The organism is Paraburkholderia sediminicola (genome assembly GCF_046027825.1).
GTDB lineage: Bacteria > Pseudomonadota > Gammaproteobacteria > Burkholderiales > Burkholderiaceae > Paraburkholderia > Paraburkholderia sediminicola_D.
On record NZ_JAQQDU010000108.1, the window covers coordinates 1 to 12178 of the forward strand.

A 12178-nucleotide genomic window follows, 5' to 3' on the forward strand; every position below is an offset into this window, starting at 1 on the left:
CGCGCGACGAAAACAAAAAAGGGCAGCCGAAGCTGCCCCGTCAAAGTCTTGCCATCCGGCAGACTGTTGCTTACCGACATTCTCTGTGCGCAGCGAACGGACCGCTCAACCTTGCCCGTTCAATGGCTGAACGCTCGTTGTGGTCCGCTCATGGTTGGCTGCTTACTGCTTGATGTTCAGCGCGGCCGTCAGATCGCCCATCGGCTTGCTGCCGTTGCTGACCAGCGCAGCGTCACGCGTCGAGATGCCCGGCAGCGTCGGCAGCGAGTAGCGGCGGGTGATGAAGCGCAGAATCGACGTCGTGTCGTATTGCGTGTGATCGACGAAACCCTTCTTCGCATACGGCGAGATGATCAGCGCCGGAATGCGTGTGCCCGGACCCCAACGGTCAGCCTTCGGCGGCGCCACGTGATCCCAGAAGCCGCCGTTTTCGTCATACGTCACGACCACCAGCATGTTGTTCCACTGCGGGCTTTTTTGCAGATGCGAGATCACGTCGGCAATGTGCTGGTCGCCCGACGCGACGTCGGTGTAACCCGCGTGCTCGTTCAGGTTGCCCTGCGGCTTGTAGAACGACACTTGCGGCAGCGTGCCGGCGTCGATCGCCTTGATGAACTCGGAGCCTGCCATACCGCCGTCGAGCAAGTGCTGCGAGCGGTTCGCGGAGCCCGGGGCGAGATCGGCGAAGTAGTTGAACGGCTGGTGATGCGGCTGGAAGTTCGGCGCCGTCAGATTCGCGCCGTAGATCACGTTCGACGTGCCGTTTTGCGCCGCCGACACCGCCGCGCCCCACGCACCGCCGTACCATGCCCACGACACCTTCGCGTTGTTCAGCAGATCGCCGATGTGCTGTTGCGTCTGGGCCGGCAACGTGGTGGCCGCGCTCGGGTCGGCCAGCTTGGCGTCGCCGCCCGAAGCCGCCTTGTTGCCGCTCGGCTGATACGGCGGCTGCATCGTGTTGATCGCGTAGAAGTCAGGCGTCAGGTTGCCCGACAGCACGTATTTCGGCGGACCGCTCAGTGCCGAAGCCGGCGAATTGGTTGCCAGCTTCAGCGTGACGCCGTCGTTTTCCACTGCCGAGACCGAGCCCGCTGCCGGGCTCTTGTCCGCGTTCGGATAGGTCGGCGTGCACGCGCAAACCAGCCACTGGTGATTCAGGAACGAGCCGCCGAACGCGCCCATAAAGAAGTTGTCGGCCAACGTGTACTGCTGGGCGATCTTCCACAACGGCAGCTTGTCGGCGTTGAGCGTGTAGTGCCCCATGACGAGGCCGCCGGAATCCGCCCACGCGGCGAACTTGTCGTTCTTGCCGCCATTGATCTGCATCTGGTTTTCATAGAAGCGGTGATACAGATCGCGCGTCGTGGCCGTGATCGGCGTGTTGAAACCCTTCGGGTCGTCGATGGCGAACGGGCTGTTCGGCAGGTTGGCCGTCATCGCTTGCGTCACCGCCGGCGTCACGCCGGTTTGCGTCAGACCGTTCCACACTTGCGGCAGCGTTGCGAGCGGCGTGCCGTTGCGGTCGACCTGGGTGGCGCTCGTGGCCGTCACGTTCTGCAGACCGTTGGCGCCTGGGAAGTTGCCATACAGATTGTCGAAGCTGCGATTCTCCGCGTAGATCACCACGACCGTCTTGATCGACGTGATGTCCGGTTGAGTGTTGACATTGTCGCCGCCACACGCATACAAGCTCAATGCTGCTGCGATCGCGATAGGCGTCGCGCAGATCAGTTTTTTGTTCATTTAGTGTGTGTTCTCTCTCTCGCGTTGGGGGTGGGCCGCGTGCATTGCTTACACGTCTGACCGCGAACGAAAGTTTGAATAAGATATTTGACAGAAAGATGTAAATAATTACGAATTGCTTGTGTTTTGATATTTTCGTCGGCTGTATGTCATTTAAACGACATGCCGATGAAATACGCTCCGGGACTTCAATATCGCAAACTCACATCACTCATATGCGGCTTGGTCTCACGGGGATTCGGAAAACGGCGGTTCAGTCACGAGCGCTGTGGCGCGCGCGGCGGACGGCAGGCATAGGCGCGATGCTGTCGATGGCGCTCGCGGCACTGACCATGACCTTGGCAGCCTGCGATGCGGGCTCGCCGGCAGCGGGGGGCACGGCAGAAGCGGGCAGCGAGGCCAGTGCAAGCGGCAACGCGCAAGTGAATGCCAAGGCGGAGCTGAGCGGCGGTGCCAGCGTGGGCGTCGAGATGCAAGCGAACGCGTCGCTTGCATCTGGGCCCATGACGGCTTCTGCGGTGAAAGTGGCCGCTCATGAAACCGGCCAGACCCGCGCGCAAGTCTACGAATCCGTGCGGCAGATGACGGCGCTGGGCAAGCAACTGTTCTTCGACGCCTCGCTGTCCGGTTCAGGCAAGCTGGCCTGCGCGTCGTGCCACAGTCCCGATCACGCCTTTTCGCCGGCGAATTCGCTGTCGGTACAACTGGGCGGCAACGACATGCGCCGCACCGGCATGCGCGCCGCGCCGACGCTCAAGTACCTGCAATCGGTGCCGGCGTTCGCCGAGCACTATCACGAGTCGGACGACGAGGGTGACGAAAGCGTGGATGCCGGGCCGACCGGTGGCTTGACGTGGGACGGCCGGGTCGACCGCGGCTCGGACCAGGCGCGCATTCCGCTGCTGTCGTCGTTCGAAATGGGCAGCACCCCGGCGAAGGCCACGGCGGCGGTAAAGGCCGCGCCGTATGCCGACGCTTTCCGCGCGGCATTCGGCGAACATATTTTCGACAACGACGACGCCACCTTCAAAGCCGTGCTGCAAGCGCTGGAAACCTTCGAGCAGACCCCGGAGATTTTCTACCCGTACACCAGCAAGTACGACGCGTATCTGGCGGGCAAAGCACAATTGACCAAGGCCGAACTACACGGTCTGGAAGTCTTCAACGACGAAAAGAAGGGCAATTGCGCGAGCTGCCACATCAGCCAGCGCACCATGGACGGCGCGCCACCGCAGTTCAGCGACTTCGGTCTGATCGCGATCGGCGTGCCGCGCAACCGCGCGCTGCCGGTGAATCGCGATCCGCATTTCTACGACCTCGGCGCATGCGGGCCTGAACGTACCGATCTGAAGGGCCGCGACGAGTTTTGCGGCATCTTCCGCACGCCGACGCTGCGCAACGTCGCGTTGAAGAAGAGCTTCTTCCACAACGGCATCTATCATTCTCTGGATCAGGCGGTGCGCTTCTATGCGCAACGCGACACGAATCCGGAAGAGTTTTATCCGGTCTCGAAGGGCAAAGTGCAGAAGTTCGATGATCTGCCGCAGCGTTACTGGGCCAACCTGAATACCGAGCCGCCGTTCGATCGCAAGCCGGGTGACAAGCCAGCGCTCGACGAAGCTGAAATCAAGGACGTGGTCGCGTTTTTGAATACGCTGACGGATGGATATAAAGCGGGAGATAAAGGGGGAAACGGCGTGGCAAGCAGAGCGGGAACTAGCGCGGCCGCGAATTGATCGCCGGGCGATGACTGCGCCGCTGGTCGGGGGCAGCACGTGCAGTCGCGGGCGTGGTCAGTTGCCTGCGCCGGCCAGGATGTAATAGCAGGCGACGAGCAGCAGTGCGAACGACATCAGAAGGCATGCCGTGCCGACGCGTGTTAGCAGATTTGGCCAGCGTGCGCGGGGGAGGTTGTCCATTTGCACGATGCGTCGCGCAAGACCAGGGGCACGGCTGATGGCGAACGGCATGAGCGCGACGCAAAAGATCGCGAGCGCGACGGCGAAGGTTTCGAGAGCAAACGAGATGTCCATAAGGCGGTGTTGGAAGCTTGATCGGCGCGACAGCGCAACAGACCTATCTTAAGAATACGTTTCATAAGAACATATGAGACTCTTCCTAAAAAGTCTGAGCAGCCGTCGTGCCCGTTCGTTCCCGAGCAGTGGGAGCCGGGCGTTGCAGGCTGCCGCGGGTCGTCGCGAGGCTGCATCCGGGCGGTCACGTTGAGGGCGACATGCTATGCTTTTGGGGTCCAGATCACGGGCCGCTGTGAGCGTGCTCGAGACCGCCGAACTAATCTTCGAGGAGAACCCTTCATGTCGATGCAAACCCGTGCCCTGTTTCACCTGACCGTCGGCGGCCTGCTGCTTGGTGGCGCCATTGGCGCGCAAGCGGCGAACCTCGGTTTTCTGAACGACACGCCAATTACCTACATGAAGCAACGCGATATCGATTCGATCAAGAGCGCTGTCTTCACCGCCTTGAATGACAAGCAGGACGGCGAAAGCACGAGCTGGGTCAACGAAGGCACCGGTAACAGCGTCAAGATCGACGCAACGATCACCATCGCCAGCACCGCGAAGGACGGCGAGCGCACCTGCCGCGACGTCGGTGTCGTACTGAATGCGAAAGGGCAGTCGATGACCCTGCGTCCGCAGTTCTGTAAGCAGGACAGCGGTAACTGGCAATTGCAGAAAAAGCACTGAGCATGCGTGCCGGTATGGCGCGGCGCGGCGGCTTGAAGCCGGCGCGGCCTGAAGCCGTGCGTTTTCGCGGCGCGTTGCGGCGATGAGCGCGCGGGTCGTCTCGTGTGGCGTCGTATTGCTCGACCCGGACGGTCGGGTGCTGCTCGCGCACGCCACTGAAACGTCTCACTGGGACGTACCGAAAGGGCACGGCGAAGAGGGCGAAGCGCCTCATGTCACGGCGCTGCGGGAGATGGTCGAGGAGACCGGGATCGTGATCGAGCCGGGGCGTCTGAAGGATCTCGGGCTGTTCGTCTACCGGCGCGACAAGGATCTGCATCTGTTCGCGGCGCGCGCGACGGCGGACGAACTCGATCTGACCTCGTGCACCTGCACGTCGCTGTTTCCGCGCCGCTCTGACGGCACGCTGATTCCCGAAATGGACGCCTACCGCTGGGCCGCGCCGGATGAGGTCGAGCGGTACGCGAGCCGCAGTCTCACGCGGCTCTTTCAGACTACGCTGTCGCTCGTGGAACTGCATCGAACGCTATAGCGGTAGATTTGCCGTTTGAGTTGTAGCGTCGGCGTTGGCGGCTCCAGTACCGCTGCCGCTAACCGGACGGTTTGCCTGACGCGCTCAGTCGAGCGCGCGGTCGTTCGGATGCGCGAATAGCGTGCGGTTCTGTTCCGACAGCGGAAAATTCAGATTGATGCCGTGTGGCGGAATTGGCTGCGTGAACCACTGGTTATACAGACGTTCAGCGTCGCCCGCAGTCTGGCCGCGAGCGATCACCCCGTTCACGAGCGTGCGGAACGGTTCATCACCCTTCCTGAACATGCAGGCATAGACCTCATACCCCAGCGGCGTGCCGGTGACCACGAAGTCTTCGGGGTGAGGGTCGGTCGCCTTGAAACCGTACACGATCGGCTCGTCCATCACGAAGGCCACCGCCCGGTCATCCTTGAGCGAGGTGAAGGCTTCCGGATGATCGCGCACACTGGTGATGCGCATGTTCAGGTGCTTCTCGGTGTTCAGGCGGCGCAGCAGGCGCTCGTCGGAGGTGCCCGCGGTCGTCACGACCGTCTTGCCGGCCAGGTCCGGAAAATCCGTAATGCCGCTACTCTTGCGAGCGATCATGCGCACCGCATACTGGAAGAAGCTGTTCGAGAAGGCGGCCAGGTTTTCGCGTTCCACCGTATGCGTGGTCGAGCCGCATTCCAGATCGATCTGGTTGTTCAGCAACATCGGCGTGCGGTTCGACGAGGTCACGGTGATTTCGTGCACCTTGAGTTGCGGCAGGCCAAGTGTTTTCTTGATTTCGTCGACGATCTGCAGCGCGATGGTCTGCGAGTAGCCGACCGTGCCCTTGCCGTCGAAGTACGAGAAGGGAATCGACGCCTCACGCACGCCGAGCACGACCACGCCGTCGTCGTGGATTTTTTTCAGTGTGCCGGTGAGTTCTTGCGCATGAGCGGGGCAGGCGAGCGACGCTGCGCCGAATGCGACCCACGCGAGAAGTGCGCAACGCACGCTGTGTGCGACGCGTGCGGCGCGGGTCATGCGCGTAGCAGGAACGGCACGTGTGTTGCCCGTGCCTCGTGCTGCGCCCCATGCATTTGCCCCGCGGCGGGCTGCAATTTTCATCGGGCCTCCCGGACCCGCGCGTGCACCGATGCCGCGCTGTCTTGGTCGATGGAACATGATGCAACGACACGGCGTGCATCCCACTCGCGGGATGCACGCCGAATTCACTTTCAAATGCGCTCCGTGCTGCAGCGGCTCCAGCTTACGCCGGCTTGCCCCAACTGTCGCGCAGGCCGACGATGCGATTGAATACGGGTTTGCCCGGTTTCGAATCGACACGGTCGGCCACGAAATAGCCGTGGCGCTCGAACTGATAGCGCTGTTCCGGCAACGCGTCGCGTGCACCCGGTTCCAGGTAGGCATTGACGACACGCTTGGAATCCGGATTCAGCGCCTCGAGGAAGTCGCGGCCACCGGCGTCCGGTTGCGGTTCCTTGAACAGACGGTCGTAGATGCGCACTTCGGCCGGGCACGCGGCTGCCGCACTGACCCAGTGAATGTTGCCCTTGACCTTATAGGTGTTCGCGCCTTCGGTGCCCGACTTGCTGTCCGGGAAGTAGTTGCAATGGACGGCGACGATGTTGCCGTTCTCGTCTTTGTCCGCGCCGATGCACTCGATCACATAGCCGTAGCGCAGGCGCACCTTGTTACCCGGGAACAGGCGGAAGTAGCCCTTCGGCGGCGCTTCGTTGTAGTCATCGCGTTCGATCCACAGTTCGCGCGAGATCGGGAACTCCCGAACACCCATTTCCGGATGATGCGGGTGGACCGGCGCATTGCACGGCTCGGTCAAGCCTTCGGGAAAGTTATCGATGATCAACTTGACCGGATCGAGCACGGCAGCAGTGCGCGGCGCCTTGTCGTCCAGATCGTCGCGCAGCGCGCCTTCGAAGACGCTCATGTCGATCCATGAATCGACCTTGGTGACGCCAATGCGCTCGCAGAACAACTGGATCGCTTCCGGCGTGAAGCCGCGGCGGCGCACACCGACGATGGTGGGCATACGCGGATCGTCCCAGCCCTCGACATGGCCTTCGGTCACCAGTTGCAGCAGCTTGCGCTTGCTGGTGATGGCATAGGTCAGGTTCAGGCGCGAAAACTCGATCTGTTGCGGCAGCGGGCGCGTGAAAATTCCGGCCTCGGCCAGCTCGTTGAGAATCCAGTCGTACAGCGGACGGTGGTCTTCGAACTCGAGCGTGCACAGCGAATGCGTGATGTTTTCCAACGCGTCCGAGATGCAGTGCGTGTAGTCGTACATCGGGTACACGCACCATGTGTCGCCGGTGCGGTAATGGTGCGCAAAACGGATCCGGTAGATGACCGGGTCGCGCATGTTGAAGTTCGGCGACGACATGTCGATCTTCGCGCGCAGCACGTGCTCGCCTTCCTTGAACTCGCCGGCTTTCATGCGGCGGAACAGGTCGAGGTTTTCCTGCACCGAACGCTCGCGGAAGCGCGACGGCGTGCCGACCTCGGAGGCCGAGCCACGGTTCGCGCGCATTTCTTCGGCTGACTGACTGTCCACATACGCCTTGCCGCGTTCGATCAGCAGTTCGGCGAATTCGTACAGCTTGTCGTAGTAATCGCTCGCGAAGTAGAGCTGTTCCTTGTCGTCTTTTTTCCACTCGAAACCGAGCCAGCGCACGGAGTCGATGATCGAGTCGACGTACTCGACGCTTTCCTTTTCCGGATTTGTATCGTCAAAGCGCAGATGGCACACGCCGCCGTAGCTGCGCGCCACGCCGAAGTTCAGGCAGATGCTCTTGGCGTGACCGATGTGCAGATAACCGTTCGGTTCAGGCGGAAAGCGCGTTTCGACGCGCTGGCCCCACTTGCCGGTGCGGTTGTCTTCGTCAATGATGTTGCGGATGAAATTGGATGCCGCTGGCGCGTCGTTGCGTTCGGTATTCATGCGAGAAGGTGAAAGTCTGTCGGGGACGCGCAATGCGCCCACTTATCCGTTAATTCTACCTGACGTGTTCGCTCGCGGCAGGCGAGTGCGGCGCGCAGCCAACGTTTGAGCGGTTTCGACCGTTTTTTGGGGTCAGGCGGGACCCTGCAAGCTGCGTTTAAGGTGCTGTAACAGGAGGTAAAACGGTTTGTTGACGTCCGCGCCGGCGACTTAGGATGCGGACGGCGCACTCTCCGCCCGCCGCGCACGGAGAGCAGTTTGCCCGTTGTTTTTTCCTCGGCGCCGCTTTGCGCCCGTGTGGCGCAAGCCAGGCGGCCACGCTGTCCACCCGCGCCCCGCTCAATCTGTTGGATTGGGCTGCCTGCGCCCTGTCATGCAACCCGCCCGCAGCGCGGCTGGCCGGGCAGGCCGCCTCACCCATTGCGCCACCTTGCATCGACGCTTTCCGTTCATGCAACATGGCGCTCTCAGTTCCCGGAGTTTCTCGGATGTCCGTTCCGACGCATGACGCGCCTCGCGCGCCTTTCGCCTCTTCGTCTTTCGCCCGGATCGTGACGGCCACGGCCGTGTTCGCCGCGCTCGCCGGCAGCTTCGCCGCGCCGGCCCCGGCGCTCGCAAAAGCGCCGCCGCCCAAGGCCGTGCTGGATGCGTCGGCGGTAGCCGTGCCAGATCGCTACAGTGCCGACACCGCGCAGCAGATCTTCGCCGCCGGCGGCAACGCGGTGGACGCCGCCGTCGCCATCGCCTTCACGCTGGCCGTGACCTGTCCGGATGCGGGGAATATCGGCGGCGGCGGGTTTATGACCCTGTATGTCGACGGCAAACCATACGTGCTGGACTACCGCGAACGCGCGCCGCAACAGGCAACCCGCGACATGTACCTCGACGATAAAGGCAATCTCGTACCGGGTATGAGCCTTGTCGGCCATCGCGCGGTGGGGGTGCCGGGCACCGTCGAGGGCATGTGGGAAGCGCAGCAGCGCTTCGGCAAGCTGAAATGGAAGCAGGTGCTGGCGCCCGCGATCCGCTACGCCACCGACGGCTTCCAGGTCGAGCCGTGGCTGCAGCAGCGGCACGACGCGGCGGCGAAGAATTTCGCTGGCAAGACCAACTTCGACGCCTACTTCTCGAATCTGAAGGCGGGCGTGCTGTACCGCCAGCCTGAACTCGCGCAAACCCTCTCGCGTATCGCCAGCGATGGAGGCCGTGAGTTCTATGAAGGCCGCACCGCGGATCTGATCGCCCAGCAGATGTACGGCCACGGGCTGGTCTCGAAACAGGACCTGATTCAATACAAGGCCATCTGGCGTCAGCCGCTCACCGCCGATTGGAACGGCTACAAGGTCGTGACCGCGCCGCCGCCGAGTTCGGGTGGCATCGGGCTGATCCAGATGCTGAAGATGAAAGCCGATCTGAAGCAGGCGTTCGATGGCCTCGAGCTGAATTCCGCGCCGTATATCCATCTGATCGCGCAGATCGAAGACCGCGTGTTCTCCGATCGCCAGCAATACATCGGCGACCCCGATTCGTACAAGGTGCCGGTCGGCAAACTGACCGACGACGCTTACCTTGCGCAGCGCGCCGATGAAGTGAAGCCCGACGAGGTGCCGGGCGCCACGCCAGTCAAAGGCGGCCTCGGCGACGCGCTGCCGGAAAAGGCGCAAACGACGCATTTTTCGGTGGTCGACAAATGGGGCAACGCCGTCTCGAACACCTATACGTTGAACGGATCTTTCGGTTCCGGTGTGGTGGTGGACGGCGGCGGCTTCCTGCTCAACGACGCGATGGACGACTTTGTCACCAAACCGGCTGCCGCCGGGCCGTCCGGCGCAACGGTGGACGACCTGAACACGGTGGCGCCGGGACGCCGGCCGCTTTCGTCGATGACGCCGACCATCCTGTTGAAGGACAACAAGGTGGCGCTCGTGATTGGCACGCCCGGCGGTTCGCGAATCCTTACGTCGATCTTCCAGGTGATGACCAACCTGTACGATTTCAATATGTCGCCTGCCGACGCTCTGGCCGCGATGCGCTTCCATCATCAGTTGCTGCCGCCGAAGACGATCTATTTTGAGCCGTATCATCCCATCACGGGTGAGCTGGCCGATCAGTTGAAAGCCAAGGGCTATACGCTGGAAGGGCAGTCGTTCAACGGCGACGTGCAGATGATCCGCGTCGAAGGGTCGACGCCTGAACCGGCGGCCGATCCGCGCGGCGTGGGCGTGGGTCGTGTGATGAAATGAAGCGCGGCTTCTGCGGCTGGGGGAAGCAGCTCGTTGCGAAGGCGAGTTGCGGAAACACACTGCGGAAGCAGACTTGATAAGTGCACTCGATGAGTGCACTTGAGAAGCGCACTTGAACAACACACCTGAGAAACGAACTGCGACGGGGAACGCAATGGACGGACAAAAACTAAACGTACTCGTACTGCCGGGCTACCAGAACTCCGGCGGGGGTCACTGGCAGACGCGCTGGGAAGCGCTCGATCCCGCCTTCGTGCGTGTGCAAATGCCGGACTGGGACCATCCGGGGCGCGACGCGTGGTGCCGCACGCTCGATGCCGCGGTGGCCGCAGCCGGATCCCCAGTGGTGTTCGCCGCACACAGTCTTGGCTGTCTGACGACCGCGTTCTGGGCGTCGCAGTACGCAAGTGCAGCCCAGCTTGCGAAGGTGGCGGGCGCGCTGCTGGTGGCGGTGCCCGATCCGTCCGGTGCACAATTTCCGCAGGATGCCAGTGGTTTCGCACCGGTGCCGGTTACGCGCTTGCCGTTTGCGAGCATCGTGGTGGCGAGCAGCGACGATCCGTACGGCGGCGTGCCGTTCTCGCAAACTTGCGCGAGCGCGTGGGGCAGCCGCTGGATCGATATCGGTGCGCGTGGCCACATCAATGCCGACAGCGGGCTCGGTGATTGGGACGAAGGGCGGCGCTGGCTGGCTTCGCTGGGCGAGTGAGCTGGCGCCGCCAGCATCACTGAAAACCGCGCGCCCAAGCCGGCCTCAAATCACCGACTGGTCCCGCAACGCCGCAATCCGAGCCTCGTCATAGCCGAGCACATCGCGCAGGATACTGTCGGTGTGCTCGCCGAGCATCGGCGGATGGGACAGCGCTTCAGGCGGCGTGCCAGTCATATTGATCGGATTGCGCACCAGTTTGACCGTGCCGCCCGACGGATGCGGCAGATCGACCCGCATGCCGCGCGCCACGACCTGTTCGTTCTCGAACACTTCGCCCAGATCGTTGATCGGCCCGCACGGCACACCGGCCGCTTCCAGCTCGGTAATCCACTGCTGCTTGCCCTGCAGGCGCACCATGTCGGCAAGGATCGGCACGAGAATGTCGCGGTGGCGCACGCGTGCCGGGTTGGTCGCGAATCGCTCGTCGTTGGCGAGTTCGGGGCAGCCGCCTGCCTCGACGAACTTGCGGAACTGGCCGTCGTTTCCGACTGCGACGATGATCCAGCCGTCGCTCGTCTGGAAGGTCTGGTAGGGCACGATGTTCGGGTGCGCGTTGCCCCAGCGCACCGGTGGCTGGCCGCTCGCCAGGTAATTCGAATTCATGTTGGCCAGCATGGCCACCTGCACGTCGAGCAGCGCCATGTCGATGTACTGGCCTTCGCCCGTTCGGTCGCGGTGCGTGAGCGCCGTGAGCACGGCGATGGTCGAATACATCCCGGTCATCAGGTCGGCGATCGCGACGCCGGCTTTTTGCGGGCCGCCGCCCGGCTGGCCGTCGCGCTCGCCGGTAATGCTCATGAAACCGCCGATGCCTTGCACGATGAAGTCGTAACCGGCGCGCTGCGCATACGGCCCGGTTTGCCCGAAGCCGGTTACCGAGCAGTAGATCAGATCGGGTTTTACTTCTTTGAGCGACGCGTAATCGAGGCCGTACTTCTTCAACTGCCCGACTTTGTAGTTTTCCAGCACCACGTCGCTTTGCGCGGCCAGTTCGCGGATGATCCGCTGGCCTTCGGGTGAAGCGATATCGACGGTGACCGAGCGTTTGTTGCGGTTTGCCGCCAGATAGTAGGCGGCCTCGCGCGTGTCCGCGCCTTCCGGTGTTTTCAGGTACGGCGGCCCCCAGTGGCGGGTGTCGTCGCCAACTTCAGGTCGTTCGATCTTGATGACGTCCGCGCCGAAATCGGCGAGTGTCTGTGCGCACCAGGGCCCGGCGAGCACGCGTGTGAGATCCAGCACGCGGATATGACTGAGAGCGCCCATATTTTTCAATGTCTCCTGTGTAGCCGAAGCGGCGCG

Annotated in this window: 10 protein-coding genes; 5 read left to right on the forward strand and 5 right to left on the reverse strand. The window is 62.6% G+C overall.

All coding sequences use genetic code 11. The features are described from left to right. Positions 1–162 precede the first annotated feature (162 nt). Entirely contained in the window at positions 163–1743 is a 1581-nt protein-coding gene (locus PQQ96_RS35845; RefSeq protein ID WP_408301266.1) for an acid phosphatase, read from the reverse strand. A gap of 302 nt (positions 1744–2045) precedes the next feature. Between PQQ96_RS35845 and PQQ96_RS35850 the strand changes: the two genes are divergently transcribed. Then, positions 2046–3479: a cytochrome-c peroxidase gene (locus PQQ96_RS35850; protein WP_408301268.1), complete on the forward strand. Its 1434-nt coding sequence runs from the start codon at positions 2046–2048 to the stop codon at positions 3477–3479. Positions 3480–3536: 57 nt separating this feature from the next. Here the strand turns inward: PQQ96_RS35850 and PQQ96_RS35855 are convergent, their stop codons facing one another. Beyond that, positions 3537–3776: a hypothetical protein gene (locus PQQ96_RS35855; protein ID WP_408301270.1), complete on the reverse strand. Its 240-nt coding sequence runs from the start codon at positions 3774–3776 to the stop codon at positions 3537–3539. A gap of 282 nt (positions 3777–4058) precedes the next feature. Between PQQ96_RS35855 and PQQ96_RS35860 the strand changes: the two genes are divergently transcribed. Continuing rightward, the gene (locus tag PQQ96_RS35860; RefSeq protein ID WP_408301271.1) at positions 4059–4448 is read left to right on the forward strand and encodes an RT0821/Lpp0805 family surface protein; all 390 of its coding nucleotides are present in this window, start codon (positions 4059–4061) and stop codon (positions 4446–4448) included. Positions 4449–4530: 82 nt separating this feature from the next. Further along, positions 4531–4980 (forward strand): NUDIX hydrolase, encoded by a 450-nt coding sequence (locus tag PQQ96_RS35865; RefSeq protein ID WP_408301273.1) that lies wholly within the window; start codon positions 4531–4533, stop codon positions 4978–4980. Positions 4981–5064: 84 nt separating this feature from the next. Here PQQ96_RS35865 and PQQ96_RS35870 read toward each other — a convergent pair whose 3' ends face one another. Continuing rightward, the gene (locus PQQ96_RS35870; protein ID WP_408301274.1) at positions 5065–6072 is read right to left on the reverse strand and encodes a transporter substrate-binding domain-containing protein; all 1008 of its coding nucleotides are present in this window, start codon (positions 6070–6072) and stop codon (positions 5065–5067) included. A 142-nt stretch (positions 6073–6214) separates the two neighbouring features. Continuing rightward, positions 6215–7924 carry a glutamine--tRNA ligase/YqeY domain fusion protein gene (locus PQQ96_RS35875; protein WP_408301276.1) on the reverse strand — a complete coding sequence of 570 codons (1710 nt, stop codon included), beginning with the start codon at positions 7922–7924 and terminating at the stop codon, positions 6215–6217. 488 nt (positions 7925–8412) lie between these two features. On the opposite strand from PQQ96_RS35875, the gene ggt reads away from it, so the two are divergent. Together ggt and PQQ96_RS35885 are read left to right on the forward strand one after the other, a co-directional pair. Then, on the forward strand, positions 8413–10167 hold the full coding sequence (ggt, locus tag PQQ96_RS35880) for a gamma-glutamyltransferase (protein ID WP_408301278.1): 1755 nt from the start codon (positions 8413–8415) through the stop codon (positions 10165–10167). Between the two features lie 154 nt (positions 10168–10321). Beyond that, a complete protein-coding gene (locus PQQ96_RS35885) occupies positions 10322–10876 on the forward strand; it encodes an RBBP9/YdeN family alpha/beta hydrolase (RefSeq protein ID WP_408301280.1) in 555 nt (184 codons plus the stop codon). A gap of 45 nt (positions 10877–10921) precedes the next feature. On the opposite strand, the gene PQQ96_RS35890 is transcribed toward PQQ96_RS35885, so the two are convergent. Continuing rightward, positions 10922–12142: a CaiB/BaiF CoA transferase family protein gene (locus PQQ96_RS35890; protein WP_408301282.1), complete on the reverse strand. Its 1221-nt coding sequence runs from the start codon at positions 12140–12142 to the stop codon at positions 10922–10924. Positions 12143–12178: the final 36 nt, after the last annotated feature.